This is a genomic window from Marivita sp. (assembly GCF_017643905.1).
GTDB lineage: Bacteria > Pseudomonadota > Alphaproteobacteria > Rhodobacterales > Rhodobacteraceae > Marivita.
On the sequence record NZ_JAEPMO010000055.1, the window covers coordinates 1 to 26,468 of the forward strand.

Annotated in this window: 29 protein-coding genes and 1 pseudogene; 13 read left to right on the plus strand and 17 right to left on the minus strand. The window is 60.8% G+C overall.

Translation table 11 applies throughout. The features are described from left to right. Window positions 1-298 (plus strand): annotated as a pseudogene (locus tag JJ869_RS10395) (potassium transporter); the annotation flags it as partial. Window positions 299-347: 49 nt separating this feature from the next. Here JJ869_RS10395 and JJ869_RS10400 read toward each other — a convergent pair. The 5 genes from JJ869_RS10400 to JJ869_RS10420 form a co-directional block, all read right to left on the minus strand. Then, window positions 348-866 (minus strand): CarD family transcriptional regulator, encoded by a 519-nt coding sequence (locus JJ869_RS10400; RefSeq protein WP_292266848.1) that lies wholly within the window; start codon window positions 864-866, stop codon window positions 348-350. A gap of 274 nt (window positions 867-1,140) precedes the next feature. Further along, window positions 1,141-1,479: a ferredoxin FdxA gene (gene fdxA / locus JJ869_RS10405; RefSeq protein ID WP_292266849.1), complete on the minus strand. Its 339-nt coding sequence runs from the start codon at window positions 1,477-1,479 to the stop codon at window positions 1,141-1,143. Between the two features lie 49 nt (window positions 1,480-1,528). Further along, entirely contained in the window at window positions 1,529-1,912 is a 384-nt protein-coding gene (locus JJ869_RS10410; RefSeq protein WP_292266851.1) for an RNA-binding S4 domain-containing protein, read from the minus strand. 1 nt (window position 1,913) lies between these two features. Next, a complete protein-coding gene (locus tag JJ869_RS10415) occupies window positions 1,914-4,883 on the minus strand; it encodes a helicase-related protein (protein ID WP_292266853.1) in 2,970 nt (989 codons plus the stop codon). Window positions 4,884-4,923: 40 nt separating this feature from the next. Then, on the minus strand, window positions 4,924-5,478 hold the full coding sequence (locus JJ869_RS10420; protein ID WP_292266855.1) for a hypothetical protein: 555 nt from the start codon (window positions 5,476-5,478) through the stop codon (window positions 4,924-4,926). A gap of 91 nt (window positions 5,479-5,569) precedes the next feature. On the opposite strand from JJ869_RS10420, the gene JJ869_RS10425 reads away from it, so the two are divergent. Continuing rightward, complete coding sequence (locus JJ869_RS10425; RefSeq protein WP_292266856.1) at window positions 5,570-5,860, plus strand: SCP2 sterol-binding domain-containing protein; 291 nt, start codon at window positions 5,570-5,572, stop codon at window positions 5,858-5,860. Next, window positions 5,860-6,798 (plus strand): alpha/beta hydrolase, encoded by a 939-nt coding sequence (locus JJ869_RS10430; RefSeq protein WP_292266859.1) that lies wholly within the window; start codon window positions 5,860-5,862, stop codon window positions 6,796-6,798. Before JJ869_RS10425 ends, JJ869_RS10430 begins: the two co-directional genes overlap by 1 nt. On the opposite strand, the gene JJ869_RS10435 is transcribed toward JJ869_RS10430, so the two are convergent. Further along, on the minus strand, window positions 6,795-7,565 hold the full coding sequence (locus JJ869_RS10435; RefSeq protein ID WP_292266862.1) for an aldolase/citrate lyase family protein: 771 nt from the start codon (window positions 7,563-7,565) through the stop codon (window positions 6,795-6,797). The genes JJ869_RS10430 and JJ869_RS10435 overlap by 4 nt on opposite strands. 98 nt (window positions 7,566-7,663) lie before the next feature. Between JJ869_RS10435 and JJ869_RS10440 the strand changes: the two genes are divergently transcribed. From JJ869_RS10440 to JJ869_RS10460, 5 genes are read left to right on the plus strand one after another with little or no spacing between them, the layout of a single operon-like run. Further along, window positions 7,664-8,686 carry a ligase-associated DNA damage response exonuclease gene (locus JJ869_RS10440; protein ID WP_292266864.1) on the plus strand — a complete coding sequence of 341 codons (1,023 nt, stop codon included), beginning with the start codon at window positions 7,664-7,666 and terminating at the stop codon, window positions 8,684-8,686. After that, window positions 8,683-9,567, plus strand: coding sequence for an alpha/beta hydrolase (locus JJ869_RS10445; RefSeq protein ID WP_292266865.1), 885 nt, complete (start codon window positions 8,683-8,685; stop codon window positions 9,565-9,567). The genes JJ869_RS10440 and JJ869_RS10445 overlap by 4 nt, the downstream gene beginning before the upstream one ends. After that, complete coding sequence (locus tag JJ869_RS10450) at window positions 9,564-11,156, plus strand: ATP-dependent DNA ligase (protein WP_292266867.1); 1,593 nt, start codon at window positions 9,564-9,566, stop codon at window positions 11,154-11,156. Before JJ869_RS10445 ends, JJ869_RS10450 begins: the two co-directional genes overlap by 4 nt. Further along, on the plus strand, window positions 11,149-12,009 hold the full coding sequence (locus tag JJ869_RS10455) for an amidohydrolase family protein (RefSeq protein ID WP_292266870.1): 861 nt from the start codon (window positions 11,149-11,151) through the stop codon (window positions 12,007-12,009). Before JJ869_RS10450 ends, JJ869_RS10455 begins: the two co-directional genes overlap by 8 nt. 54 nt (window positions 12,010-12,063) lie before the next feature. Further along, a complete protein-coding gene (locus JJ869_RS10460; protein WP_292266874.1) occupies window positions 12,064-13,884 on the plus strand; it encodes a M3 family oligoendopeptidase in 1,821 nt (606 codons plus the stop codon). 214 nt (window positions 13,885-14,098) lie between these two features. Here the strand turns inward: JJ869_RS10460 and JJ869_RS10465 are convergent, their stop codons facing one another. After that, window positions 14,099-14,368 carry a DksA/TraR family C4-type zinc finger protein gene (locus JJ869_RS10465; RefSeq protein WP_292266876.1) on the minus strand — a complete coding sequence of 90 codons (270 nt, stop codon included), beginning with the start codon at window positions 14,366-14,368 and terminating at the stop codon, window positions 14,099-14,101. Between the two features lie 119 nt (window positions 14,369-14,487). On the opposite strand from JJ869_RS10465, the gene JJ869_RS10470 reads away from it, so the two are divergent. Further along, on the plus strand, window positions 14,488-15,108 hold the full coding sequence (locus tag JJ869_RS10470) for a class I SAM-dependent methyltransferase (RefSeq protein WP_292266878.1): 621 nt from the start codon (window positions 14,488-14,490) through the stop codon (window positions 15,106-15,108). A gap of 108 nt (window positions 15,109-15,216) precedes the next feature. Continuing rightward, window positions 15,217-15,678, plus strand: coding sequence for a glutathione peroxidase (locus JJ869_RS10475; RefSeq protein ID WP_292266907.1), 462 nt, complete (start codon window positions 15,217-15,219; stop codon window positions 15,676-15,678). Here JJ869_RS10475 and JJ869_RS10480 read toward each other — a convergent pair whose 3' ends face one another. The 4 genes from JJ869_RS10480 to JJ869_RS10495 all read right to left on the minus strand — a co-directional run bounded on the left by JJ869_RS10480 (window position 15,679) and on the right by JJ869_RS10495 (window position 19,428). Continuing rightward, window positions 15,679-15,915, minus strand: a complete 237-nt coding sequence (locus JJ869_RS10480) for a YdcH family protein (RefSeq protein ID WP_292266880.1) — start codon at window positions 15,913-15,915, stop codon at window positions 15,679-15,681. It abuts the gene before it with no gap. Between the two features lie 81 nt (window positions 15,916-15,996). Beyond that, a complete protein-coding gene (locus JJ869_RS10485; protein WP_292266882.1) occupies window positions 15,997-16,737 on the minus strand; it encodes a thermonuclease family protein in 741 nt (246 codons plus the stop codon). A 58-nt stretch (window positions 16,738-16,795) separates the two neighbouring features. Further along, window positions 16,796-18,304: a choline-sulfatase gene (betC, locus tag JJ869_RS10490; RefSeq protein ID WP_292266910.1), complete on the minus strand. Its 1,509-nt coding sequence runs from the start codon at window positions 18,302-18,304 to the stop codon at window positions 16,796-16,798. Between the two features lie 176 nt (window positions 18,305-18,480). Continuing rightward, on the minus strand, window positions 18,481-19,428 hold the full coding sequence (locus JJ869_RS10495) for an MBL fold metallo-hydrolase (protein WP_292266884.1): 948 nt from the start codon (window positions 19,426-19,428) through the stop codon (window positions 18,481-18,483). 127 nt (window positions 19,429-19,555) lie between these two features. On the opposite strand from JJ869_RS10495, the gene JJ869_RS10500 reads away from it, so the two are divergent. From JJ869_RS10500 to kynU, 3 genes are read left to right on the plus strand one after another with little or no spacing between them, the layout of a single operon-like run. Continuing rightward, window positions 19,556-20,311 carry an SDR family oxidoreductase gene (locus JJ869_RS10500; protein WP_292266886.1) on the plus strand — a complete coding sequence of 252 codons (756 nt, stop codon included), beginning with the start codon at window positions 19,556-19,558 and terminating at the stop codon, window positions 20,309-20,311. Next, window positions 20,308-21,141 (plus strand): tryptophan 2,3-dioxygenase, encoded by an 834-nt coding sequence (gene kynA / locus JJ869_RS10505; RefSeq protein WP_292266888.1) that lies wholly within the window; start codon window positions 20,308-20,310, stop codon window positions 21,139-21,141. The genes JJ869_RS10500 and kynA overlap by 4 nt, the downstream gene beginning before the upstream one ends. A gap of 19 nt (window positions 21,142-21,160) precedes the next feature. Then, window positions 21,161-22,354 carry a kynureninase gene (gene kynU, locus JJ869_RS10510; RefSeq protein WP_292266891.1) on the plus strand — a complete coding sequence of 398 codons (1,194 nt, stop codon included), beginning with the start codon at window positions 21,161-21,163 and terminating at the stop codon, window positions 22,352-22,354. A gap of 27 nt (window positions 22,355-22,381) precedes the next feature. Here the strand turns inward: kynU and JJ869_RS10515 are convergent, their stop codons facing one another. From JJ869_RS10515 to JJ869_RS10540, 6 genes are all read right to left on the minus strand, one after another. Beyond that, entirely contained in the window at window positions 22,382-23,164 is a 783-nt protein-coding gene (locus JJ869_RS10515; protein ID WP_292266893.1) for a gamma-glutamyl-gamma-aminobutyrate hydrolase family protein, read from the minus strand. An 11-nt stretch (window positions 23,165-23,175) separates the two neighbouring features. After that, a complete protein-coding gene (locus JJ869_RS10520) occupies window positions 23,176-23,604 on the minus strand; it encodes a heme-binding protein (protein WP_292266896.1) in 429 nt (142 codons plus the stop codon). A 14-nt stretch (window positions 23,605-23,618) separates the two neighbouring features. Continuing rightward, the gene (locus tag JJ869_RS10525) at window positions 23,619-24,839 is read right to left on the minus strand and encodes a cysteine desulfurase (protein WP_292266899.1); all 1,221 of its coding nucleotides are present in this window, start codon (window positions 24,837-24,839) and stop codon (window positions 23,619-23,621) included. Further along, window positions 24,832-25,422 (minus strand): YIP1 family protein, encoded by a 591-nt coding sequence (locus JJ869_RS10530; RefSeq protein ID WP_292266901.1) that lies wholly within the window; start codon window positions 25,420-25,422, stop codon window positions 24,832-24,834. Before JJ869_RS10530 ends, JJ869_RS10525 begins: the two co-directional genes overlap by 8 nt. Beyond that, entirely contained in the window at window positions 25,419-25,907 is a 489-nt protein-coding gene (locus tag JJ869_RS10535) for a YIP1 family protein (protein WP_292266903.1), read from the minus strand. The genes JJ869_RS10530 and JJ869_RS10535 overlap by 4 nt, the downstream gene beginning before the upstream one ends. 6 nt (window positions 25,908-25,913) lie before the next feature. Beyond that, window positions 25,914-26,468, minus strand: a 555-nt coding sequence (locus JJ869_RS10540; protein WP_292266905.1) for a SufD family Fe-S cluster assembly protein, incomplete at its 5' end; no start/stop codon positions are given.

Sequence of the window (26,468 nt, forward strand, 5' to 3'; positions counted from 1 at the left end):
GTACCGGCTTTACCAAGCAGGCGCGAATGACATCGTGCGAGAGTTGTTCGACAGCTCATTGCGGGCCGGACGATACGTTCTCGAGAATATCGGCCTGTCTGAATACGAAGCGTCCGAAGCTGAAAAGCTGTTCTACCATCACGACCGCTACACGGTCCGGGAACTGGCCGAACTGTGGGATCCCAATATCCCATCGTCCGAGCACAAAGCCTATATTGCCCGTGCGAAGGAATTGGAAAAAGAGCTGGAGGCGTCCTTGCTCAGCGCTCTCGAGAACGCCAACGACAATGCCGCATAAAAAAAGCGGCCCCGCGAGGGACCGCTTTCGAAACCGGTTGCCCGAAAAATCAGGCGGCGGCTGGCGCGCGTGATGTCAGAACATCACCAACCTGCTTGGCAGCGGCCAGCTCGTCCCCACCCGAGGTTGCTGCAACTTCGCGGGTTAGACGCTCGAGTGCGGCTTCGTAAAGCTGACGCTCGGAATAGCTTTGTTCCCGCTGGTCGTCGGCACGGTGCAAGTCACGAACCACCTCGGCAATCGCGATCAGATCGCCAGAATTGATCTTCTGCTCGTATTCCTGTGCCCGGCGCGACCACATGGCCCGTTTGACCTTGGCTTTGCCTTTCAGAGTCTTCATCGCCTGGCTCACCACGTCCGGCGAACTCAGCGACCGCATTCCGATTTCCGAAGCCTTGTGCGTGGGCACGCGCAGTGTCATCTTGTCTTTCTCGAACGAGATCACGAACAACTCGAGCGTAATGCCAGCGATCTCCTGCTCTTCGATGGACACGATCTGGCCTACGCCATGTGCCGGGTAGACAACGTAATCATTCGGACGGAATTCGGATTTTTTCGATTTGGTCATTCAGAACCTTCCTTGGCGTGCACCCGTGTAACACAGACAAAAAAACCGAACGGAAGCAGCACTTCCGGTCGTTTCATTCAGAGTTATCGACAAGCTTATGTCAGCTTATTTGCCATACGCCAGAACTGACGTGTGTCCCACAGATGTCATTTGTGTAAAGACTATAACACAAAAAAGCGGCCCGCGGTAGTGGGACGTCAGATGCCGTAAATGCAATGCATTACATACGGTTATGAGGCTCTATTAAAGATCTGCTCGCCCGATTGGCGAATCATCACCCGCCTTCGCCCGGCGCTTCTGAAAAGTACTTCTCGAGCTTGCCGCTTTCGCCGTCTCGCTCTTCCGCGTCAGGCAGCGGATCTTTCTTGGTGATGATGACCGGCCAAAGCTCTGCGTATTTGCGATTGAACTCGACCCATTTGTCCATGTCCGGTTCCGTATCGGGACGGATGGCGTCCGCCGGGCATTCCGGTTCACACACGCCGCAATCGATGCACTCGTCCGGGTGAATCACCAGCATGTTCTCACCTTCGTAGAAACAGTCCACGGGACAGACTTCCACGCAGTCGGTGTATTTGCAGGCAATGCAGGCATCGTTGACAATATAGGTCATGCACGTCTTCCATCGGTCGTTCGAAAGCTAGCTAAGCCACTCGGAAAAATCATTCAAGAAGGTCTGTCCGGGTTTGTTGCAAGGCGCGACGATCTTTCTTGGTTGGTCGTCCCTTGCCTTCGAACCTCGGCACCTGTTCGGTGATCTCTTGACGCGGCTTCGGCGGTGCGAGGTCTTCGTAAAGCTGCTGTGCCTCGGGCGCAGGTCCACGGCGTTCGCCCATTGCCAAGACCTTGATCACCCGAACGTTGTCAGCTTGCGGAAATGTCAGGACATCCGAGGTCGACACCATGTAGGCAGGTTTGGAAATCGGCTGACCGTTCACGCGCAGCTTGCCCCCGGACACGACCTTGGCGGCCAGGCTGCGCGTCTTGAAAAAACGCGCATGCCAGAGCCATTTGTCGATCCGAAGCTTCTGGGCCGGCTCGGACAAGTTAGTCTTTGTTTCGCAGCCCCATCAGGGCCGCAGCAAAGGGATTGTCCGGATCAATCTGCTTTTCCTTCTTGGGCGGACGCGCCTGGAAGGTCTTGGCCCCGGCATCGCGCGGCGGTTGACCTTTGCCCCTGGGCTTGCCCTTGCCACGCGGACGGTCGCCCTGCGGCTTGGTCGCGCCAGCGTCGCGACGGCCTTTGCCGGCTCCCGCATCCCGACGCGGCTGGCGGTCCGGACGATTGCCCCGCCATGTGAAGGTATAGAATACCTCGGTTTCTGGCCCGGCCAAAGCGGTATCGGGTGCAGCACCCGGATCGATCTCGGTTTCCGAATTTGTGGGAACAGGTGTTTCACCAACAGGATCGCTGGGCGTATCTGCCACCGGCGCAATTCCATCTTCGGGCATCGCAGCCGCTGCATCGGACACATCGGCAGCCTCTGGCACCTCAGCGGATGCAGCACCGGCACCGGGCGCACCCTCCTGCGCCGCATCCATCACGGGTGTATCTTCATCCGGCACTGCCCCGTCAATCGCAGCGTCTTGCTCAGCCGCAGCCGCAGCGTTTGCGCCGGGGACAACCGCATCGACGGCCCGCACCTTTTCGCGTTCACCCTTTTCGGCCTTGTAGCCGAGCCCACCCATCAGATCGGCGAACTGTTCCAGCGTCAGACCGGTGATCGACAACATGTCGGGATTTGCTTCAAACCCGCCCCGGCTGTCCTGCGCGCGCAGAAGATCGGCCAGACGTTCCAGCATGTCGATCCGGATCGCCCGATCGCCCGCAGCGCGGTAGCCCGCCACCATATGATGCTCGGCCGGTGTGCCGGGCATATTCGGCACCGTCACCAGTCCCGGCGGCGGCGCTTCGGGGAATTCGTCCAGGTTCTTCGCAAGGCTCCAGAGCACGAGCCGCAACCGCGTCGGCGCGGGCTTGAGCAAGAGAGGCATGAACACGGTGAACTGACCAAAGCGAATGCCATGCTTGCGCAGCATCCCGCGCGCGTCCTGATCCAGCGCTTTCACGTCATCCGCCACGTCGGCGCGGGGCAGAATGCCCATCGACTCGACCATGCGGAACGCAAAACCCCGCGCCAATCCGTTCAGCGTTTCATCTTTCTGCAGCGTGATCAGCGGCTCAAAGAGCGCTGCGATCTTGCGATCGATGAAGTGCTGCAAGCGGCGCTGGACCTTCTGCGCCACATCTGAACCCGCCTCTTCGTCGACAAAAGCCACGACGCGTGGTTTCAGAGGATCATCGCCCGCGGCAAGCTTGCCCACCGCCTGTTCGCCCCACATGAGGCCGCCCTGCTCGGTGAAATCCATCTCGGTATCGGGTGCATTGTAGAACCGATCCGCCCGCAGATGGAAATGCGGGGCAAGCGCCTGCATCGACGCGGTTTTCAGCGTCTTTGCCTCTTGCCCGGTTGCATCCTTGTCCTGGCGGAACCGGAACCCTTCAAGCCTGCCGACGAATTCGCCTTCGACGGTGACTTCACCTTTGTCATTCACTTCGGCCAAAAGGGCCTCCTTCTGTTTCAACCGCCGCAAGAGCACGGATGTGCGCCGGTCAACAAATCTTTGGGTCAGGCGCTCGTGCAGCGCGTCCGACAGTCGGTCTTCTACAGCGCGCGTCTGCTCGCGCCAATGGCTTTCGTCATGCACCCAAGCTTTCCGCTGCGCGACATAGGTCCATGTGCGGATATACGCCAATCGTTTCGACAACGTGTCAATGTCGCCATCTGTCCGGTCAATCCGGTTGACCTGCCTCGCAAGGAAATCATCGGGGATGGCTCCGCGTTGGTGCAAATGTCCGTAGATAACTTCCAAAAGCCCCGCATGTTCCGCATGACTGATCCCACGGAAGTCTGGAATTCGGCACACATCCCACAAAAGCTGCACCGATTTCGGATCCGACGCCCGCGCCTGAACCTCGGCAATCGTGCTTAGCGCCTTGAGCGCCTGAAGGTCATCGGCTTCGCGCGCCTTGACCAAGAGTTCGTCCTTCGGACTTTCCTCAAGCGAGGCAATCAACGCATCGACAGTGCCGAACCGCAAATCGGCATTGCGCCAGTTCAGTTTTTTGAGCGGCGTGAAGCGGTGATTGCAGATCGCCTCGGCCACCTCATCGGCCAGGGGACCGGCCTCCCCTGTGACACCGAACGTGCCATGCGACATGCCGCGCCCTGCGCGTCCCGCGATCTGGGCAAGTTCGTTGGGCATCAAGGGCCGCATCCGCCGCCCGTCAAACTTGGTCAGGGACGAAAAGGCCACATGGTTGATGTCGAGGTTAAGTCCCATCCCGATGGCATCGGTCGCCACCAGAAAATCCACGTCACCGTTCTGATATAGGTCCACCTGCGCGTTGCGCGTCCGGGGTGAGAGCGCGCCCATAACAACAGCGGCCCCGCCCTTCTGGCGACGCAACAGCTCGGCAATGGCATAGACGTTCTCGACCGAGAACCCGACGATGGCCGTGCGCGGCTGCAAGCGGCTGATCTTTTTCGAGCCGGTGTAGGACAGTTGGCTCATCCGCTCGCGGCGCACAAATTCGACCCCGTGCACGAGGTTCGAAATCGGCCCGCGAATCGTGTCGGACCCCATGAACAGCGTTTCCTGCAGCCCGCGCATCCGCAACAGCCGGTCGGTGAACACATGCCCACGTTCGGGATCGGCACACAGCTGGATCTCGTCGATCCCGACGAAATCGCAGCCCATACCTTCGGGCATCGCCTCCACGGTGCAGACCCAATACTGCGCACGCGGCGGAACGATACGCTCCTCGCCCGTGACAAGCGCCACCACCGATGGCCCACGGGCCGCGACGATCTTGTCATACACCTCGCGCGCCAGAAGACGCAGCGGCAAGCCAATCATGCCGGTGCGATAGCCCAGCATCCGATCAATCGCGTAGTGGGTTTTGCCTGTGTTGGTCGGGCCAAGAATGGCCGCAACCCGCGCATGTCCGGCCATGTTGACGTCCTTTGCCGTCCTGCTCGGGAGTATCAGGGGGTCAGAGCGTTTGCCCGTTCACCCGAAGCTCCAGCCGCTCCAACGCCTCGATCACGTCGGAATCATGCGGCCTTAGGCTGAGTACCCGCGAATAGGCGTCATACGCAAGGTGGGGTTTGTCGACCTGTTCGAATATCGCACCAAGCCCGCGCAACGCCCCGAAATGCACCGGGTTGAGCGTCAGAGTCCGTTCAAGCGCATCCGCCGCAGGACCGAACAGTTCCGCCCGATAATACGCCAGCGCCAAGCTGTGCCAGCCTTCCGCAAACTCTGGCGCGTGGTCGGTCAACGCAGTAAGATGTTCCAGCGCCGCATCAATGTTGTCGACATCCAACGCATCCTGCCCGCGCTTGAGCAGCAGGTCCATCGTTGCCGATCCAGACTTCGACCATTCCTGTCGAACCTGCCTCTCCAACCGGCTGGCTGCATTTTCGTCTTCGGCCTGTGCCAGCTGGTCCAGCAGATCGGCTGCACTACCCTCTTGCGCCGAGACAGGACCCAGCGTCAGTGCCGATGCCAGAAGAAATGCCGCAACGGCAGATTTGTGTTTGCGCATGATGAACCTCATAACCCATCTTGAGTTTAGCGTGGGGTTTGGCAAATGCCAGCCTCGCACACCAAAACGCGATCACGAAGGAGATCAAAGTATGAGTGATGTTGTGGCACAGGCAGTGACCGCTCTGAATGAAAAATTGGGCGGCACAGGTATTGATGGTACCGCGCAATTCAACATCGAAGGCGAAGGCAGCATGGTTGTCGACAGCGACGGTGCCCGCGAAGGCACGGCTGATGCCGACGTCACCTTCAACGCCGACGCGGACACCTATCGTGAAATCTTCGACGGTTCGCTGAACCCAACATCCGCCTTCATGTCCGGTCGTCTGACCATCGACGGAGACATGGGCATGGCGATGAAGCTGGCCGCCACCCTCGCCTGATGGCAGATCCCGCGCCCTATCGCGACGATCTGGCCGAAGGTCCGGACACCCAAGCGTTCTGGTTGCGCACCTCGGATGTGGTGCGCATTCGCGTCGGGCATGCCGCTGCGCGGGACAGCAAGGGCACGGTGTTCATTCTGCCGGGCCGCACCGAGTACATCGAAAAATATGGCCGCAACGCCAAGGATTTTGTCCGCGCGGGCTTTGATGTGGTGTCGGTCGACTGGCGCGGTCAGGGCATGTCGGACCGTCTTGGGGCAAATCCAATGGTTGGCCATGTCGGGCGTTTTCTGGACTTCCAGAAAGACTGGGCAGCCGTGATCGCCTTTGCGCGGCGCGCCGATATGCCAAGACCCTGGCACATGGTTGCGCATTCCATGGGCGGCTGCATTGGATTGCGTGCTCTGATTAGCGGAAGCGACATGACCTCGGTCATGTTCACAGGTCCAATGTGGGGCATCCAGATGGCCGGCTATCTGCGCCCCGTCGCATGGACCCTGCCCCGTCTGGCCATGGCCTTGGGCCAAGGGCATCGCCTTGCACCCGGCACATCGATCAAGAGCTACCCGGCGTCAGAGCCGTTCGAGAACAACCTCCTCACATCTGACCCCGAAATGTTCGACTACATGCGCCGCCACGTTGAAGCAGAGCCGCAATTCGGTTTGGGCGGTCCATCTTTTTCATGGCTCCTGACAGCCCTTCAGGAATGTGCGGAGCTGGCAGCCCTCCCCTCACCCGCGCTTCCTGCACTGTGCTTCGTCGGTTCGAATGAGCGCATTGTCGACACAACGGCGATCCGTGACCGCATGACCGAATGGAAAGGTGGGAAACTGCTGCTTGTGGATGGGGCCGAACACGAAGTGCTGATGGAAAACGCCAATACGCGCCGTCAGGTGACGGGTGCCGCCGTATCGCTTTTCTCCAGTTTCAAATCCTAGGCTTTGCCGATCTCATGGACGCCGCGTGCCTCGGCGGTGGCCCCGGCACGCATCCATGAATGCTCGGACGAGATGAAGAAACAGCTCATCCCATAGGCCGACCATTCCTGCGCCTTTTGCGCGTTGGCGACCCAAGACACATAGGCCTTGCCCGCCGCTTCGGTGGCTTTGCCCACACGCTCCATCGCTGAATACAGATCGTCAGAGGCCTGATGGTCATGCCCATAGCCAACCGACAAATCCGCCGGACCAAGAAACAGCGCGTCGATCCCGTCGGTTGCCGCGATGGCCTCTGCTGCCTCAACCCCCTCGGGTTCTTCGATCTGCGCCATCACAACTGTTTCGGACTGCGACCGTGCCAGCAGATCGGGCATCGACTGCGTTGCATACCCTGCCCAACGCGTTGATCCTGCAAAACCGCGCCCCCCGCGCCCGAACCGCGCCGCTTGCGCCACCGCAGCAGCCTTTTCCACACTGTCCACATGGGGAACAACCACTCCAACCGCACCGCAATCCAGCGCCTGCAGGATTTCGCGCGGCGAACCATCGCCGACCCGCACCAGCACCGGAAAATCAAGCGCACGTCCCATCGCACAGCACGCATCAATGGCGTTTCTGTCGAAAGGCGCGTGTTCGGCATCGAGACAGACGAAATCCAGCTCGGATTGCGCAAGGATTTCAATCAGCTGAAACGCCGGAGTTTTCAGAAACGTACCTGCCAAGGGCACACGCGACAAAAGGCGCTGACGAAATCCGGCGATTTGCATGGAAGGTCTCCTGATGGTCTGGTTGCGCACACCCTACGCCCGCCGCGCGCCTTGGCAACCCTCTGGCGCCGTGCAACTTGCCTCCTATACTCATGCGCATGGCACAAAACGTTCTCACCTTCACTGACCGTGGCATCTACTGCCCCGCCGGAGATTTCTACATCGACCCTTGGCGGCCCGTGGACCGCGCGCTGATCACGCACGGACATGCCGACCACGCCCGCCCGGGTCACCGCCGCTATCTCTGCACCGATGCCTGCGCCCCGGTGATGCGTCACCGGTTGGGGACTATCATTGTAGAAACCGTCAAGTTCGGCGAAGTCCGGAAAATCGGCGATGCGTCAGTGTCGTTTCACCCGGCGGGCCACCTTCCCGGATCCGCCCAGATCAGGGTCGAGGTGGCGGGCGAGGTCTGGGTTGTCTCGGGGGATTACAAGGTGGTCCCTGATGGCATTTCAGAACCGTTTGCACCGGTGACCTGCCACAGCTTCATCACGGAATGCACCTTTGGCTTGCCTGTGTTCAAATGGGACAATCAGAAGACGGTCGCCAATGATCTCAACACATGGTGGGCGCAAAACGCAGCCGACGGCAAAGCGTCGATCCTGGGGGCCTATTCCCTCGGAAAGGCGCAGCGCCTGTTGGCAATGGTCGACCCCGAAATCGGCCCCATTCTCACCCATGGCGCGGTTGAGAACACCAACGAGGCCCTGCGTCACCAAGGTTACAGCTTGCCAGATACCATTCATGTCACCACGGCGCTGAACGCAAAAGACTATCCCGGAGCACTGGTGATTGCTCCGCCCTCGGCACTTGGCTCGCATTGGGCGCGCCGCTTTGGCCCATCTTCGACGGCTTTTGCGTCCGGTTGGATGCGGTTGCGCGGGGTCCGCCGCCGCCGTGCAGCCGACCGGGGCTTCGTGATTTCCGACCATGCGGACTGGGACGGGCTGATGTCGGCCATCAGGAATACAGGTGCTGAAAATATATATGCCACACATGGTTACACTGATATCTTTGCGCGATGGCTGAACACACAAGGGTATAACGCGCAGGTTCTCAAGACAGAGTTCGGCACCGAAGAAGACGATATTGAAGCCAGCACCGGAGAAACCGCATGACTGACCTCAGTTGGAGCGACCGTTTTTTCCGATGGCAGGCCGGAACTGTGGAACGGCGCGCCCTGCAACTCGTCGCTACACAATCCATCCTGCGTGGCATGTTCGCCCTGACAGCCCCGCTCAGCGGCTCAATACCAAAAGATATCAAACCCATGTCAGACAGCGACGGCGCGCTCTGGTTCACGCCACCCGAAGTCGGTCCGAATGCACCTCTGCTGATGTATCTTCACGGTGGCGGGTTCACCATTGGCAGCCCCAAAACCCATGCCGCACTTGTGGCCCATCTGGCGCGGTTCGCCGGGATGCGCGCCGTGTCGATCCCCTACCGCCTTGCGCCCGAACATCCGTTTCCGGCCGCTCGGGATGACGCGGTAGCGGCCTATAACAGATTGGTTGCAGCTGGAACGCCTCCGGTTGCTGTCTGCGGTGACAGCGCTGGCGGGTGCCTTGCCCTTCAGGTCGCGCAACATGCCCGAGATACATCCCTCATCCAGCCAAGAGCGTTGGGTCTCATTGCCCCGGTCGCCGATTTGTCCGGGGATATCGCCCATCGCTTCGAAGCTGCGTCAGATGAAATTTTGATCCCGCCGGCATGGGCACGTCGCATCCTGACCAGCTATTTGGCAGGCACAGCCCCCACAGACCCGGCTGTATCGCCCTTGCTTGGCGATCTGACAGGCCTTCCGCCCACGATGATTCAGGCCGCAACCGGCGAGGCTCTTGTTCAGGACGCACAGCGGCTGGAGCAGAAGATGGAGAACGTGACCCTCGACCTCTGGCCCGACCTGGCGCATGTCTGGCACCTCCATGCCGGTCGGTCGACATCAGCAGACATGGCCCTTCGGCGGTTGGGGGCATTTCTGCGGGATACAGCGCGATGAAGGCCTTTGCCGCACTCTTCACCACCATCGACCAAACCACCAAAACCAGCCTCAAGACGAAGGCATTGGCGTCCTTTTTCCAAACCGCCGACGAGTCTGACAAACTCTGGACCATCGCGCTGTTTTCGGGCCGTCGCCCCAAACGTGCCGTGACCACCACCCAGCTGCGCGAATGGGCTGCCGAAGTTGGCGGCATCCCCCTCTGGCTGCTCGAGGAAAGCTATCCCATCGTTGGCGATCTGGCGGAAACCATCGCCCTGACCCTGCCCCCGCCCAGCCGGAACAGCGATCTGTCCCTGACGCACTGGATCACCGAGTTGAAATCGCTGGCCACGGTCGACATCGACCAGCGCAAGGCCCGTATCTTGGACGCGTGGGATCAACTCGACCCGACCGAACGGTTCCTCTTCAACAAGCTGATCACAGGCGGGTTTCGGATCGGCGTCAGCCAGAAACTGATGACCCGCGCCTTGGCACAAGCCACCGGACAGGACGTGTCCAGCGTTGCCCATCGCCTCATGGGCGCATGGACTCCAGAAAACACCACCTATCACGCCCTGATCGAAGCCGAGGACGTAGAAGCGGACGACAGCCGACCCTACCCGTTCTACCTAGCTTACCAAATCGAAGACGGCCCTGAGGCGCTCGGTGCGCCGGAGGACTGGCAGGCGGAATGGAAATGGGACGGCATCCGCGGACAGCTCATCCTGCGAAACGGCGCGCACCACGTCTGGTCGCGCGGCGAAGAGTTGATGACCGACCGTTTTCCGGAATTCGCCCGCCTGACCGATTTTTTACCGGATGGTATAGTCTTGGATGGCGAGATCGTCGCGTGGGATGGGACGCAGCCCTTTCCTTTCAACACGCTGCAGGCCCGGATTGGCCGCAAGACTGTGCCGAAAAAGCTGCTCAAGGACGCGCCGGTTATCCTTCTGGCCTATGACCTGCTTGAGCACGAGGGCCAAGACCTGCGCGACCTGCCCTTGCAAGAGCGTCGTGCGCGGATGGATGCGGTGCTGCACGAGCTCCCCGAGGATGCACCGGTCAAGGCCGCGCCGCCCTTGCCCTTCGACACGTGGGATGCCCTCACTCAAACCCGCGCCACAGCCCGCGATCACCGCGCCGAAGGGCTGATGCTCAAACGCAAGGACAGCCCCTACCTGTCTGGCCGCAAGAAAGGCGATTGGTGGAAGTGGAAGCTTGACCCTCTGACCGTGGATGCGGTGATGATCTATGCGCAGCAGGGCCACGGCCGCCGCGCCAACCTCTTCACCGATTTCACCTTCGCAGTCTGGGACGGCAATGATCTGGTGCCCTTCACCAAGGCCTATTCCGGCCTGACGGACGAGGAATTCCGCCAGATTACTGCATGGGTTCGCAAGAACACCCAGCAGCGCTTCGGCCCCGTGCGCCAGGTCACCCCGCACCACGTGTTCGAGATCGCGTTTGAGGGAATCCACGCCTCGCCGCGCCACAAATCCGGCATTGCCCTGCGTTTCCCGCGCATGTCACGCTGGCGGCAAGACAAGCCGCTGCAAGAGGCCAACACACTCGACGATCTGAAAGAACTGCTTGAAATCTATGGATAAGCCCACCGCCGCCGCACCACCGCTTACCATCACCCCGCCCAGCGCACCGCTGCTAGACGGCACCTGCGACGCCCACGTGCATCTCATCGGGGATGATTTCGCACTATGGGACGGTCGCGTGGAAAACCCGCCGCCCGGTACGCTCGACACTTGGCTCGACCGCTATCGCACACATCTCGGGCTGTTGGGAAGCACGCGCGGGGTCATCGTGCATTCGATCCTCTATGGCGGCGATAACAGCATCACGCTCGAGGCGACCCGCCGCATGGGTGACGGGTTCCGCGCCGTCTGCGTGATTTCCGACGATGCGACCGAGGCCGACATCCGCGCGCTGGCCGACCAGAACTGTAAAGCCGTGCGTCTGAATTACGTCCATGGCGGATTGCTCAGCTGGGACGGGATGAAACGCCTTGCGCCCATGCTGGCGGATCACGGTCTGCATGTGGAAATGTTGGCCCATTCCCATCTGCACCTCGCAGAACTGGCCCCGCAAGTGCCTTCCCTGCCCGTGCAGATCGTCTTCGACCATTGCGGCTGGCCCGACCCTGCACTGGGGATCACAGAGGGGCAGAAAGCGCTCGAACACCTGCTGGTCGAGGGTCATGCGTGGATCAAGTTGAGCGCCACCTACCGCCATACGCCAGAGCCGCAGACGCTGATCGAAAGACTGGCGCAGGCAAACCCCGACCGCATTCTCTGGGGCAGCGACTGGCCTCACCTCATGCTGAACGGTGTGCCCATGCCGGATGCAGGCCAGCAGCTCAACTGCCTGCTCGACGCGATCCCCAATCAGACCACCCGTCAGAAGCTCTTTACCGACAATCCAGCCACGCTCTACGGCTTTGCCCCTTGAACCTTTCGCCCGCACGGCACAGGTTCCAAGGCAACGAAGAACAGGAGACGACCCATGCTGCGCATCCCGACCCCGACCTATGACGCCAATGCCCAAAGCGGGGGCAAGAACCTCGGCGATCTGCCGGAATGGGACCTGACAGACCTCTACCCCTCGGATGACGCCGCCGAGTTGAAACGCGATCTCGACTGGCTTGAAGAGGCCTGCCGCAGCTTTGCCACCGATTACGATGGCAAATTGGCCGATCTGACGGCAGAAGAATTCCTTACCGCGATCCACCGCCACGAGAAGATCGAGAACATCGCGGGCCGGATTATGTCTTACGCGGGTCTGCGCTACTACCAGCTCACCACCGACGCAAAGCGCGCGAAATTCCTGTCAGACCATCAGGAAAAGATCACCAACTACACCACACCGCTAGTCTTCTTCACGCTGGAGCTGAACCGGATCGACGATGCCACGGTAGACGCGCTTTTTGACGCCAATGCCGATCTCGCCCGCTACAAACCTGCGATCCGCCGCATTCGCGCGATGAAGCCGTACCAGCTGTCGGACGAAATGGAGAAGTTCCTGCACGACATGGGTGTGGTCGGCGACGCGTGGGAACGCCTGTTCGACGAAACCATCGCGGGTCTGGAATTCGAAGTGGATGGCGAACCGCTCAACATCGAAGGCACGCTGAACCTGCTCACCGAGCAGGACCGCAGCACACGCGAAGCCGCCGCCCGCGAACTGGCCGCGGTCTTTGCCGAAAACATCAAGATCTTCGCCCGCGTCCACAACACGCAGGCCAAGGAAAAAGAGGTCATGGACCGCTGGCGCGGCATGCCGACCGCGCAAACCGGGCGGCACCTCAGCAACGATGTCGAACCCGAAGTGGTCGAGGCGCTGCGCAACGCCGTGGTTGCCGCCTACCCCAAGCTCAGCCACCGCTACTACGAACTCAAGCGCAAATGGCTGGGCCTTGACGTGATGCAGGTCTGGGACCGTAACGCGCCCTTGCCGATGGAAGCGACGCGCATCGTGAACTGGGACGAGGCGGAACAAACGGTGATGAACGCTTACTCGGAGTTCGACACCCGTATGGGCGAGATCGCCAAGCCGTTCTTCACCAAGGGCTGGATCGACGCCGCTGTGAAGCCCGGCAAAGCCCCCGGTGCCTTTGCGCACCCCACGGTGACAGATGTGCACCCCTACGTGATGCTGAACTACCTTGGCAAACCGCGCGATGTGATGACCTTGGCCCACGAGCTTGGCCACGGCGTGCATCAGGTGCTGGCCGCCGAACAGGGCGAGATGCTCGCGTCGACGCCGCTGACCCTCGCCGAAACCGCCTCGGTCTTCGGCGAAATGCTCACCTTCCGCCGCATGCTCGACAACGCCAAGGACGATGCCGAGAAAAAGGTGCTGCTCGCGGGCAAGGTCGAGGACATGATCAACACGGTCGTGCGCCAGATCGCGTTCTACGATTTCGAATGTAAACTGCACGAAGCACGGCGTGGCGGCGAACTGACGCCGGACGACATCAACGCGCTCTGGATGTCGGTGCAGGCCGAATCCCTCGGGCCGGCATTCGAGTTCATGGAGGGCTACGAGACCTTCTGGGCCTATATCCCCCACTTCGTCCATTCGCCCTTCTATGTCTACGCCTATGCCTTTGGTGATGGCCTTGTGAACGCGCTTTACGCTGTCTACGAGGAAAACCCGGATGGCTTCCAGGACAAGTATTTCGACATGCTCAAGGCGGGGGGCTCAAAGCACCACAAGGAATTGCTGGCCCCGTTCGGACTGGATGCGAGCGACCCGAAGTTCTGGGACAAGGGTCTGAGCATGATTTCGGGCTTCATCGACGAGTTGGAGGCGATGGAGGGATGACCTTCCGGTGACACTCTGTCGGCACCGTTTCGTGTGCGTATTTGGAAAAATAAGAAGCAGGGGATTCACACCGTCCCCTGCTTCTTCTTTTTGATAAATATGCGGGCAAAACGCGGGGTTTTAACCTTAACGTCTGGTGAATGCCGAAGGTCGATAAACGCGCCAATTCCGAGCCGAAGGCGAGACACCCTGCGCGGGTGTCAGCCCGCACATTTCACTTCAACTGGCTGTCCTTCGATCCCCGCCGGTTGATGCCGCCGCGTGCCTGATAGGCTCCATCGCGTTCCTGCTGGCAGTCGATACACAGCTTGACACCCGGAATGGCGATGCGGCGCTTTTCGGGGATCGGCTCTTCGCATTCCGCGCAATGGGTCAGGCTTTCCCCAACCGGAGCCTTGCGCGACTTCAATCGTGCCAGTTCATCATTGATCGACGCGTCGATCTGTTCCTGAACCGCACCATCCCGTGCCCAACCGCCTGCCATGTCCTGCTCCAAAAGCTATCGCCCGGAAAATATGGAAGTGCCGGAGCCGTCGCGCAAGACACTTGTCCACCAGCCTCGCTCCCGCCATCCTGCCCCAGATTATGCCGAAGGAGGCCTTGATGCCGGATCACAACCTGGAACGCGCCTACAGTATCAAGGGGGCCTCAGACGCCAAGGCGCTTTATGACGATTGGGCCAGCAGCTATGACAGCAACTTTGGCGAACGCCACGGCTACATCGCTCCACGCGAGATCGCCAGGATCTTCAAGGACCTCTATGCTGGCACAGAGCCAGTGCTCGACATCGGCGCGGGAACCGGGCTTCTGGCGGAACATCTTCGGGACCGCCCGGTGGATGGCATCGACATTTCGCAAGCCATGCTGGATCAGGCCGCGTCGAAAGGGCTATATCGCAACCGTATCTGTGCTGACCTCACGCAGACCCTTCCCATGGAAGATGCAAGCTATGGCGGGTTTGTCTCAAGCGGCACGTTCACCCACGGGCATGTCGGTCCAGAGGTGTTTCCCGAACTCTTGCGCGTTGCCAAACAAGGCGCGCATTTTGTCTGCGGGGTGATCCCGCCCGTGTTTGACGGGTCGGGTTTCGGATCAAGGCTGGCGCTTATGGTGGCACACAAGTTGATCACCATGGTCGATTTTCACGATATCCCGATCTACGAAAACGCAGACCATGATCACGCAAAGGATCGTGGGCTTGTCATGGTGTTCCGCAGGATCTGAGACTTTCCTTTGGCCGACAATCGCCTAACTCCCTTGGTAAGGAGAGATCACATGCGCCCGCTTTTATCAGCCATCCTCATCACCTGCGCGACGCTGGCGCAGGCTGCCATGTCGAGCTTTACCTTTCCGTCCATTGATGGCGGCGAGATCGACCTTGCGGCATGGCGCGGTCAGCCGGTGCTTGTGGTCAACACAGCGTCACGCTGCGGGTATACACCGCAATATGACGGGCTTCAGGAGCTTTATGACACCTACCGGGGCCAAGGGCTTGTCGTGCTTGCAGTGCCGTCCAATGATTTCCGGCAGGAACTGGCCAGCGACGAAGAGGTAAAGGATTTCTGCGAGGTGAATTTCGGCCTCGATTTTCCGATGACCACCATCACCTCGGTCCGGGGCGACAATGCGCATCCGTTCTACAAATGGCTCGAAGCCGAAACGGGATTTGCGCCAAGCTGGAACTTCAACAAAGTCCTGATCGCCCCAGATGGCAGCGTGGCCGCGACATTCGGATCGAACGCGCGGCCGATGTCCAGAACGGTGACCGATGCGATCACCGCTCTTCTGGACTGATCACGCCTGAAGGTAGCCCCAGATCTGATCCTTGAGCGCTGCGCGCTGTTTGCGCATCTCGGTTTCGGCGAACTGGTCCATCGGTTCCACGTTGGTTTCGGCCCTGTGCACGCTGCGATTGATGTCGTGATAGCTGTCGAACAGCTTGGCGAAATGGGCGTCGGACTGCTTGAGCGCGCTCATTTTATCGACATGCTCCGGGAATTCCTCGGCCAATTCGTGTGGGGTATGTGACATGGGTCCACTCCTCTCCTGATGTTTTCACCGCCAACATGTCAGAGAGGTGCATCTTTCACTTTGACCCGGATCAAACCGCGATCAATTCCGCGCTTTTCTCCACCCGGCAGCGCGCGCTTCGTCCTCGGAGCAGAACCAGCGTTCGCCCTTGGTCGGTGAGATGCGGGTCTCGGAATAATATTTCTGTCCGGGCACGTGATAGATGCGTTCGCCTTTGCTCAGACTGATATTGCCTTTGATCTTGCAATTGGGATTGAGGACGTTGGGCAGCCAATTGCTTTTCGCAGGGGTGCCTCTGTTCACCGTCACAGTCTTTGCACCGGTCTCGGTTCGCGCCGTGACAGGTCGCTCCTGCGCCCGTTGCGCCGACCGAAACGCGGCGGGCGACATCACCCCGGTGGCATGCAGACCGCGCCCGTTCACGGCAGCGCCCTTTTCCGCGAGATCGTAGTCCATCCCGTATTGGCGATAGGCAAAGGCCAACCCTTCAAGCACCAAGCGTTCGCCGACATCCTGCCCGTCGACGCTGCATTTCGCGACGGTCCGACCGTATTGGTCGGTGTCGAGCGCGGTACACCGGGCGCTGCGCCCTTCATAAAGAGCGCGGGTTTCAGAGCGGACCCAGTCGCCACAAGCCCAGGCTGGACTGTTGGCATCGCCGCACATCTGATCGGTTTCCGGCGCGTCGATGGCATGCAGGCGCACTGTGGTGCCGTTAATCTTGAACGTGTCGCCATCGACCACGCGAATGGTCCCATTCGGCCCAGCGGAGGCAGGCGTGGCGAGAAGAAGGGCGGCAGTTAGCAAAACGTATCTTAACATTCCGTAAATATGTGCAGCCAAAAATGGCCAAACAATGGAATCCGTTAAGAAAGGTTAATCATTCGCCGCGCGGGAAGCGTTGGTTTTCCTCAAGCACGTTCAGATCCATGTGATTGCGCATGAACCGCTCCGACGCATCGCGCAGGGGTTGGTAATCCCATGGGTAATATCCCCCCTGCCGCAGCGCCTCATAGACCACCCAGCGTTTCGCCTGAGAGGCCCGCACATCGGCATCGAACCGCGCCAGATCCCATCGCGCCTCAGACTTCGCCCGTAAGCTCTGCACTGTGCCCTGATGGTCGGGATGATCGGCCAGATTGGTCATTTCATGCGGATCAGCCTCCAGATCGAACAGCTGATCGGGATCAAGCGCACAGCGATTGTACTTCCACTTGCCGTATCGCAGAGACAACAGCGGCGCGTATGATGCCTCGGCCGCGTATTCCATCGCCACGGGGCTGGTCCGTTCGCCGCCCTGCCCGAGCGGCACCAGCGATTCCCCCGTCGTCCATGGCATGACCTCTTCCATGCTCACCCCCGCCAGCGCACAGAGCGTCGGGCAAACGTCGATCGTCGAGACCGGATCGGTCACCAGACCCGCCGCCATCTCCGGGGCAGCGATCATCAGCGGCACGCGCGACGCCCCGTCATAGAAACACATCTTGAACCACAGACCCCGCTCGCCCAGCATGTCGCCATGGTCCGACACGAACAGGATGATCGCCTCTTGCCGCGTGTCTTCGAGCACCTGCAGGATCTCGCCGATCTTGTCGTCCAGATAGGAGATATTGGCGAAATAGGCCCGACGAGACCGGCGGATGTCGTCCACGGTGATGTCGAAATTGCGCCAGTCATTGGCGTCGAAAATGCGCTTTGCGTGCGGGTCGTAGTCCTCATAGGCCATCGCGGGCACCTCGGGCAGCAGGTGCTCGCAGTCCTCATAGAGATCCCAGTACTTGCGCCGTGCGACGTAAGGGTCATGCGGATGGGTGAAGCTGACGGTCAGGCACCACGGCCGGTCGTCCTTGCCGCGCGACAGATCATAAAGCGCGAGCTTGGCCTGATACGCCACCTCGTCATCATATTCGAGCTGGTTGGTGATCTCGGCCACACCCGCGCCCGTGACCGAACCCATGTTGTGATACCACCAATCGATGCGTTCGCCCGGCTTGCGGTAATCCGGCGTCCAGCCGAAATCTGCGGGGTAGATGTCCGTGGTCAGACGCGCCTCGAACCCGTGGAGCTGGTCGGGACCGACGAAATGCATCTTGCCGCTAAGTGCCGTGTAATATCCCGCCCGCCGCAGGTGATGCGCATAGGTGGGAATCGAGGATGGGAATTCGGCCGCGTTGTCATAGACCCCGGTGGCCGAGGGCAATTGTCCCGACATGAACGCCGCCCGCCCCGGTGCGCAGAGCGGACTGGCGGTATAGGCGTTCTGGAACCGGGTGGAACGAGCCGCCAGTTTCTTGAGGTTGGGGGCGTGCAGCCAATCGGCAGGACCATCGGGGAACAGCGTCCCGTTCAGCTGGTCCACCATCAGAATCAGAATGTTCGGCTGCATGATCGCCCTCCTCGCGCTGGTTTTGGCGCGACATTGGTGGGATCAGGGGATGGCGTCAATCCGGTCCGGGCGAAGATGCGTCGACGCATCTTCCGTTTCCGTTGACGGAAACGATTGAGGGGCCAGCCCCTCAAACTCCCCGGGATATTTTCGGCAAGAAGAAGGGCAGACCGGAGCGCTTATTCCCATTCCATTTCTTCGAACACCCGGCCCGCATTCTTGGTCGCCAACTCCTCGAACGTATCAAGATGCGCCCAGTTCGACTGGTCCACGTAATAGGCACTGGCCAGATCGCCGCCTTCGTCGATATGGGCGCCGATCTTGGCGCGCAGATCCTTGATGTAGTCAGAGGTATAGCGCGTCACCTGCGCCATGTTGGTTGGGTGGCCGTGGCCTGGGATCACGTAGGTCGCCCCCAGCGCTGTGAACGGCCCGTCAAAAGTTTCGATCCACGCATCCGTATCGGTTTCCGGAAAGATCGGCGGCAAACGCTCATGGAACGCGATGTCGCCCGCGATCACGATGCCCCATTGCGGAATCCACACCTGCGTGTCGCCGGGATCATGCGCCGGGCCAAGATGCAGAACTTCTAGCGTCACATCCCCCATCTCGACCACGTATCTGTCGGAAAAGCTGAGGTTCGGAACGGCGATCGTGGTGCCTTCGGCCTTGTCCTGATTGTAGCGCTGCATGCCCTGCAGGATGAAATCGCCATCCGCCTCGACCACCGCGATAGCATCTTCATGGGCAAGAATGTCGACACCCAGCCCGGCCCAGTAGGAATTGCCGAGGATCGCATGACCCTGCCCGTTCTCGTTGATCACCAGCTTCACCGGTTGGTCGGTGATTGACTTGATCTCGTCATGCAGCGCCTTGGCCAGCCGGGCCGAGGCCCCGCCATTGATCACCACCACGCCATCGCCGGTGATGACGAAGCTCAGGTTGTTGTTGTGGCCGGAATTCTCGTAGGTCGGCGGAGCTGTCGCCCCGATGGCGGAAAACACATGCGGGATCACCTCGACCGGTTTGTCGTAAAGCTCCGACTGCGGATACTTGTCTGCAATGTCTTCGCTGGCGGCGGCCATCTGGGCAAGGCTGCAGATGACAAGAATGGGTGTGATACGCATGACGCTCCTCCTGTGGTCACGCACATATTCATGAACGTGAATGAGAAAAGCAAGCCCCCGCAGGTGGGCCATCTTGCCACTGGCGACCAGACCTATACGGTCACGCGCAAAGGACATGGGAGGTCAGATGACACTCGAAAGCAAACACGCGCTGGTCACGGGCGGCGGCACGGGAATCGGCCTTGCCATCGCCAAGGCCCTGCGCGGCGCAGGCGCAGAGGTGACGATCACAGGCCGCCGCGCCGATGTGCTGGACGCTGCCGCCAGCGCGCATGATCTGCACGCCCTCGTCATGGATGTGCAGGATGAGGCCTCGGTGGTCGACGGCATCGCAAGTGCCGTGGCCCACCGGGGGCCGATCCAGATTTGTGTGCCAAATGCCGGAATTGCCGAAGGCCGCGCGCTTCACAAGATGGACATGGCGTTCTGGCGCACCATGATGGCAACCAATCTTGACGGCACGTTCCTCACGATCCGCGAAAGCCTCAAGTCGATGCACCAGACCGACTGGGGCCGCGTGATCGCCATCAGCTCCATCGCCGGGTTGCGGGGCCTCAAGGGCGCGCCCTGCTACACCGCGTCGAAACACGCCATGATCGGCCTGATCCGGGGGCTGGCCGCCGACTACCTTGGCAAACCCTACACGTTCAACGCCATCTGCCCGGCCTATGTCGACACCGACATCGTCCCGCAGAACATCGACCGGATCATGGCCCGCACCGGAATGACCGAGGACGAAGCGCGCGCGGTGATGGTCGGCGCAAACCCCCACGGCCGCCTGATTGCGCCCGAGGAAGTGGCCGAGGCCGCGCTCTGGCTTTGCGCGCCCAACTCGGGCAGCGTCAACGGCCAGGCGATCCAGATCGCCGGAGGTGAGTTTTGAGCGATCCCTACGATCCGGCGAAAGACGGCGCGCAGATGTCGTTTGACGGGCGCATGTCCTATACTGATTACCTTGGTCTTGACGCTGTTCTGACCGCACAGCACCCGCTGAGCAGCGCACATGACGAATTGCTGTTCATTGTCCAGCACCAGACGTCCGAGTTGTGGATGCGACTGGCGCTGCACGAGTTACACGCGGCACGCACCACCCTGTCGGGGGCCGAGATTCGTCCTGCCTTCAAGATGCTCGCCCGTGTGTCGCGCATTTTCGAACAGCTCAATTCCGCATGGGACGTGCTGCGCACCATGACGCCCAGCGATTACACCACCTTCCGCGAGACCCTTGGTCAAAGCTCGGGTTTTCAGTCGGCGCAGTACCGCGAGATCGAATTCCTGCTGGGCAACCGCAATCCGGCGATGCTCAAACCCCACGCGCACCGGCCTGACCTGACCGCGCGCCTGACTGCCGAGATGGAGAAGCCCTCGCTCTATGACTGCGCTCTCGCGCGACTGGCGCAGGTGGTGGCTGTGCCGGAGGATGCCCTGACCCGCGATCGGACAAAGCCACATCAGCCGAACGAGGGGGTGCAAGCCGCCTGGGCCGAGGTCTATTGCGACCCGAGCCGGTACTGGGATCTCTACGAACTGGCGGAGAAGCTGGTCGATCTGGAGGACTATTTCCGCCGCTGGCGCTTCAACCATGTCACCACCGTGGAGCGGGTGATCGGCCTCAAACGCGGCACCGGGGGGACGGGTGGCGTGTCCTATCTCAAGCGCATGCTGGAGGTTGAGCTTTTCCCTGATCTCTGGCACCTGCGGACCAAGCTCTAAGACCCCGGAAAGGGACGACATGACCGATTTCACCGCCACCCGCGCCGCGTTTCATTTGCCGGAAGGCATGATCTATCTCGACGGCAACTCTTTGGGGCCTTTGCCGAAATCCGCCGCCGCCCGCGTGGCGCAGACCGTGACCGACGAATGGGGCGATCACCTGATCACCGGCTGGAACGCCTGCGGCTGGATGGAGATGCCCGCGCGACTGGGCGACCGGATCGGACGTCTGATCGGGGCGGAGTCCGGGCACGTGGTGGTGGGCGACACGCTGTCGATCAAGGTGTTTCAGGCGCTGGCGGCCGCAGTGAAACTGAACCCCAACCGACGCGTGATCCTGTCGGACACCGGCAACTTCCCGTCCGACCTTTACATGGCCGAAGGGCTGATCTCGCTGCTTGGCCCGGACTACGAATTGCGCCTTGTCGCGCCCGAGGAGGTCGAAGCCGCCATCACTGACGAGATCGCCGTGTCGATGATCACCGAGGTGGATTACCGCACCGGGCGCAAACACGATATGGCGGCACTCACGGCCAAGGCGCATGAACAAGGCGTTGTAACTGTCTGGGATCTCGCCCATTCCGCTGGCGCGATCCCGGTCGATTTGGCCGGGGTCAACGCCGATTTCGCAGTCGGCTGTACCTACAAATACCTCAATGGTGGCCCCGGTGCGCCCGCCTTCATCTATGTCTCGCCCCGTCACGCCGATATGGCCTTGCCAGCACTTTCCGGATGGCTGGGGCATGACAGCCCCTTCGCGTTCGACCTTGGCTACAAACCGGGCGCAGGCATTTCCCGGATGCGCGTCGGCACACCGCCCATCGTACAGATGGCGGCCTTGGACGCGGCGCTCGACGTGTGGGACGATGTTGACCTGCAAGACCTGCACGCGCGATCCATCGAACTTTCGGAACGGTTCATCGCGGGGGTTGAGTCCACCTGCCCCGATCTGACCCTCGCAAGCCCACGAGACGCGGCAGTGCGCGGGTCTCAGATCAGCTTCAAATTCGACGAAGGCTATGCCGCGATGCAGGCTCTGATCGCACACAAGGTGATCGGCGATTTCCGCGCGCCCGACATCATGCGCTTCGGCTTCACACCGCTTTATCTGAGCCTTGAGGATGTGGATCAGGCGGTTGAAATTCTGGCACGGATCATGCGCGACCGGCTCTGGGACACTCCCGAATTCAAGCAGCGCAAAGCGGTGACCTGAAGCGCGCGAGTCTGCGTCGGCGGAGACTTACACCGCGTTGACGCGGTGTCCGCCCACCACTTCGCCTTGTGCCCAAGCCCGCACCGCATCGCCAAAGGCCTGGAACAGCGGCCGCGACACAGGATCGTTCGCCGCGTCCCATTCCGGGTGCCATTGCACCGACAGGGTAAAGCCCGGCGCGTCCTTCACATAGGTCGCCTCGGGTGTGCCATCGGGCGCGTGGCCCTCGATCACGATGCGTGCGCCCGCCGTCTTGATCCCCTGACCGTGAAGTGTGTTGGTCATCACCTCGTTTGACCCAAACAGGCGATGGAAAACCCCACCCTCCTGCAACGTCACCACGTGGCGTAGGGCGAACTTTTCCTCAAGCGTGCCATCAGGTGGCATCCGGTGGTTCATCCGCCCCGGCAGATCGCGAATCTCCGGATAAAGCGTGCCACCCATGGCGACGTTCACTTCCTGAAAGCCACGGCAAATGCCCAGAAACGGCTGGCCACGTTCCACGCAGGCCCGCACCAAAGGCAAGGTGATCGCATCGCGCGCCCGGTCGAACGCGCCATGCGCCTCGGTTTCGGCCTCACCATATTCCTCGGGATGCACATTGGGTCGCCCGCCGGTGAGCAGGAACCCGTCGCACACCTCCAGCAACTCCTCGACCGAGACAAAACGTGGATCGGCGGGCACCACCAAAGGCATACATTCGGCCACCTTGGCCACCGCTTCCGAATTCATCGACCCGCCCGCATGTGCAGGATACTGATCGTTGATCAGGTATTGGTTGCCGATGATGCCGACGACGGGCCGCGCCATGATGCTGTTCCTTATATTTCCGCGGTCAGTCCCACCGCTGCGATGCCGGCCTTTGCCGCCGCAGCATCATTGTCCGAGGTGTCGCCCGTTACGCCCACGGCGGCCAGCACGTTGCCTTTGGCATCCCGCACCAGCACGCCACCCGGCACCGGCACCATCTGCCCGCCAAGCGCCGCGCCTGCTGCGGTGATGAAATAGGCCTGCTCTTCCGCCCGTTTCTTCTGCGCGGTTCCGGCCATGCCCAGCATGACCGACCCATAGGCCTTGGCATGCGCGATCTGGAAGCGCCCGGGGCTTGCCCCATCCTCACGCTCGAACGCCTGCACGTTGCCGCCCGCGTCCAGCACGATGACCGAGAGCGGTTTCATGTCCGCCGCGCGCCCTGCTTCAAGCGTCTTGCGGATGATCGTGCGCGCGCGGCGCAAAGATAGGTTAGCCATTCTGTCCCCCCAGTTCAGGCAAATAGATCATGCGCCAGTTCAAGCGCATCCACCAGTTTGTCCACTTCTTCTTCCGTATTGTACATCCCGAACGACGCGCGGCAGGTGGCGGTCAGGCCGAGATGGTCCATCAGCGGTCCCGTGCAATGCTGACCCGCCCGCACCGCGACGCCCTTTTTATCAAGGATGGTCGAGATGTCATGCGCGTGGGCCGCACCATCCAGCGTGAAACTAAAGATTGCCGCCTTGTCAGGCGTTGTGCCCTGCACTTGCAGCCAATTCAGGCCATCCAGACGCGTCCGGGCGTAATCCCTCAGTTTTTTCTCGTGGGCGGCGATGTTCTCCATCCCGATCCCCATCATGTAATCCAACGCAACCCCAAGCCCGATCTGCTGCACGATGCCGGGTGTGCCCGCCTCGAACATCATGGGCGCGTCGTTCCAGAGCACCTCGTCCTTGTGGACCTCGCGGATCATGTCGCCGCCCCCAAGGAAGGGCTGCATCTCGGCCATGCGATCCTTACGCATGTAAATCGCACCCGACCCGGACGGGCCGTAAAGCTTGTGGCCTGTGATGGCGTAGAAATCGCATCCGATCTCTTCGACATTGACGGGCATATGCACCGCCGCCTGCGACCCGTCGATCAACGTGGCGATCCCGCGTTCGCGCGCCGCGTGGCAGATGGTCTTCACATCCACTACGGTGCCCAAGACATTCGACAGATGGGTGACCGCGACCAGCTTGGTCTTCGGCCCCATCGCGGCGATCACGGCCTCAGGGTCCAGATAGCCGGTGCTGTCCACATCGACCCACTTGATCACCACACCCTGCCGTTCGCGCAGAAAGTGCCACGGGACAATGTTGGCGTGATGCTCCATCACCGACAGGATGATCTCGTCCCCGGCCTTGAGGTTCGGCATACCCCAGCCATAGGCCACGGTGTTGATCCCCATCGTGGTGCCGGTGTTCATGACGATCTCGTCTTCGTCCTTCACACCAAGGAACTTGGCGATCACGCCCCGCGTGCTCTCGTATTTCTCGGTCGCGAGGTTCGATAGGTAATGCAGCCCGCGATGGACGTTGGCATATTCCTCGGAATAGGCGCGGGTGATCGCGTCGATCACGACCTGAGGCTTCTGTGCGCTCGCCCCATTGTCGAGATAGACCAGAGGCTTGCCATTCACCTCGCGCGACAGGATCGGGAAATCGCGGCGGATTTCGGTGACGTCATACATATCCAGGTATCCCTCCGGTCTGGACGCCAAGAAGGCTGAAAATCAGACTCAGCCCCAGCATCATGCCGACAACGGCCAACAACAAGACCAGACCAGCGCGCAGCAGGCTTCCCATCTCGTGTGCCACATCAATGAAATTCACGAAGATCCAAATGCCCAGCACCGAGGCGGCGCTGATCAAGACCCCAGAAAGGAACAGGCTGAACGGGCCGACCACGGCCACCAACGCCTGCATCAAAACACGCAACGCCTGCAACCAGATCACAAGAATAGCAATCTGCGCATAACTCGCCTGCCCCCCGAGCGGGCGGCCACACAGCGTGACGGCCACGATCAGCGCTCCCACCGACACCGCCAGCATTGCGCCGAAGACGGTCGGGTTCACCAGAACCGCGCCAAACAGATCATTTGCAGGCACCAGCATCAGCGACGCCGAGAACATCAACGTGTTCAGCACGATGACCAGCGCAAAGGCCAGCCACAGCGCTTGCGACGGCAGATTCATCGCCAACAACAGACGTGCCACATCCCGCGGCGCCACCACTGTGTTCAATGCCAGCCGGAAAAATCCTTCGAATGTCACGCCGCGCTCCCGCGATAGACGGCCAGCATGCCAGCGATCCAGAACCACATGAAAATGCAGAACCAGATCAGTCCAACGATGGTCAACTGAATCCCGGCGCCGATATAGCCCGCCACAAGGCCGTTCAGCAGGATCAGCGGGGACGAGGCCAGAAGGCTCCAGAACAGGGCGATCCGCGCATTGAAGGACGGACCCTGCCCACCGATCGCCCGCGCGACCAGATGGGCGACAAAAGCCAGCGCGTAAAACAGCAACGGCGCCAGAAACACAGTCGCCATCAACGTGCCGCCCAGCAGCATGTTCAGCTCCAGCCCCTCAAGATGCGCCTGACGGGCCAGAGCAGGCCAGCGCGCAATGAACAGGATCGCGCAAGCGCCCATCAAGATCGCCAAGGCACGGTCCTCGCGCTGTCCGGCATTCACAAGTCGACGCACAACCTTGCCCGGCCCCCGATACGTGGCCGCGATATCCTGCGTGAACGGCATCGCTTCTTAGCCGCGCCGCCGCGCGAGCCACGCCTCGACGCGACCGTTGATCTCGTCCTGCAAGCCTTCGTCTTCGATCTCCATCACCGCTTCCGCAAGAAACGCGATGGTCAGAAGGTCCGTCGCCGGCCCCTCGTCGATCCCGCGCGAGCGCAGGTAGAACAGGCCTTCCTCGTCAATCGCGCCAGAAGTCGAGCCATGCGAACAGGCCACGTCGTCTGCGTAAATCTCAAGCTCCGGCTTGGCGAGGAACTGGCTGTCCTCGTCCAGAAGCAACGATTGGCTGATCTGGTAGCCATCCGTCTTCTGTGCGCCTTCCTTCACAAGAATCTTGCCCTGGAACACGCCCGTGGCACCATTGCGCAGCACTTTCTTGAACACCTGACGGCTTTCGCAGTTCAGCGCGTCATGAGTGATGAACACCGTGTCATCATGGTGGAAATCACCGTCGCCCACACAGGCACCCGCAACGTGTGCGGTCGCATTGTCACCGGTCAGTTCGATCACGCATTCGTTGCGCGTCAGAATGCCATTGGCGGTCAGCGTGAAAGACTTGAACAC

Excerpts from the sequence above, each read along its gene's own strand:
- JJ869_RS10480 (WP_292266880.1), bottom strand. The coding sequence starts at position 15,915 with ATGTCACATACCCCACACGAATTGGCCGAGGAATTCCCGGAGCATGTC.
- JJ869_RS10535 (WP_292266903.1), bottom strand. The coding sequence starts at position 25,907 with ATGCCGTTCACGCAGGATATCGCGGCCACGTATCGGGGGCCGGGCAAG.
- kynU (WP_292266891.1), top strand. The coding sequence starts at position 21,161 with ATGACCGATTTCACCGCCACCCGCGCCGCGTTTCATTTGCCGGAAGGC.
- JJ869_RS10440 (WP_292266864.1), top strand. The coding sequence starts at position 7,664 with ATGGCACAAAACGTTCTCACCTTCACTGACCGTGGCATCTACTGCCCC.
- JJ869_RS10470 (WP_292266878.1), top strand. The coding sequence starts at position 14,488 with ATGCCGGATCACAACCTGGAACGCGCCTACAGTATCAAGGGGGCCTCA.
- JJ869_RS10400 (WP_292266848.1), bottom strand. The coding sequence starts at position 866 with ATGACCAAATCGAAAAAATCCGAATTCCGTCCGAATGATTACGTTGTC.
- fdxA (WP_292266849.1), bottom strand. The coding sequence starts at position 1,479 with ATGACCTATATTGTCAACGATGCCTGCATTGCCTGCAAATACACCGAC.
- JJ869_RS10515 (WP_292266893.1), bottom strand. The coding sequence starts at position 23,164 with ATGGCGCGGCCCGTCGTCGGCATCATCGGCAACCAATACCTGATCAAC.
- JJ869_RS10455 (WP_292266870.1), top strand. The coding sequence starts at position 11,149 with ATGGATAAGCCCACCGCCGCCGCACCACCGCTTACCATCACCCCGCCC.
- JJ869_RS10425 (WP_292266856.1), top strand. The coding sequence starts at position 5,570 with ATGAGTGATGTTGTGGCACAGGCAGTGACCGCTCTGAATGAAAAATTG.
- JJ869_RS10415 (WP_292266853.1), bottom strand. The coding sequence starts at position 4,883 with ATGGCCGGACATGCGCGGGTTGCGGCCATTCTTGGCCCGACCAACACA.
- JJ869_RS10500 (WP_292266886.1), top strand. The coding sequence starts at position 19,556 with ATGACACTCGAAAGCAAACACGCGCTGGTCACGGGCGGCGGCACGGGA.
- JJ869_RS10525 (WP_292266899.1), bottom strand. The coding sequence starts at position 24,839 with ATGTATGACGTCACCGAAATCCGCCGCGATTTCCCGATCCTGTCGCGC.
- JJ869_RS10450 (WP_292266867.1), top strand. The coding sequence starts at position 9,564 with ATGAAGGCCTTTGCCGCACTCTTCACCACCATCGACCAAACCACCAAA.
- JJ869_RS10465 (WP_292266876.1), bottom strand. The coding sequence starts at position 14,368 with ATGGCAGGCGGTTGGGCACGGGATGGTGCGGTTCAGGAACAGATCGAC.
- JJ869_RS10430 (WP_292266859.1), top strand. The coding sequence starts at position 5,860 with ATGGCAGATCCCGCGCCCTATCGCGACGATCTGGCCGAAGGTCCGGAC.
- JJ869_RS10485 (WP_292266882.1), bottom strand. The coding sequence starts at position 16,737 with ATGTTAAGATACGTTTTGCTAACTGCCGCCCTTCTTCTCGCCACGCCT.
- JJ869_RS10420 (WP_292266855.1), bottom strand. The coding sequence starts at position 5,478 with ATGCGCAAACACAAATCTGCCGTTGCGGCATTTCTTCTGGCATCGGCA.
- JJ869_RS10520 (WP_292266896.1), bottom strand. The coding sequence starts at position 23,604 with ATGGCTAACCTATCTTTGCGCCGCGCGCGCACGATCATCCGCAAGACG.
- JJ869_RS10460 (WP_292266874.1), top strand. The coding sequence starts at position 12,064 with ATGCTGCGCATCCCGACCCCGACCTATGACGCCAATGCCCAAAGCGGG.
- JJ869_RS10435 (WP_292266862.1), bottom strand. The coding sequence starts at position 7,565 with ATGCAAATCGCCGGATTTCGTCAGCGCCTTTTGTCGCGTGTGCCCTTG.
- JJ869_RS10475 (WP_292266907.1), top strand. The coding sequence starts at position 15,217 with ATGTCGAGCTTTACCTTTCCGTCCATTGATGGCGGCGAGATCGACCTT.
- JJ869_RS10495 (WP_292266884.1), bottom strand. The coding sequence starts at position 19,428 with ATGCGTATCACACCCATTCTTGTCATCTGCAGCCTTGCCCAGATGGCC.
- JJ869_RS10445 (WP_292266865.1), top strand. The coding sequence starts at position 8,683 with ATGACTGACCTCAGTTGGAGCGACCGTTTTTTCCGATGGCAGGCCGGA.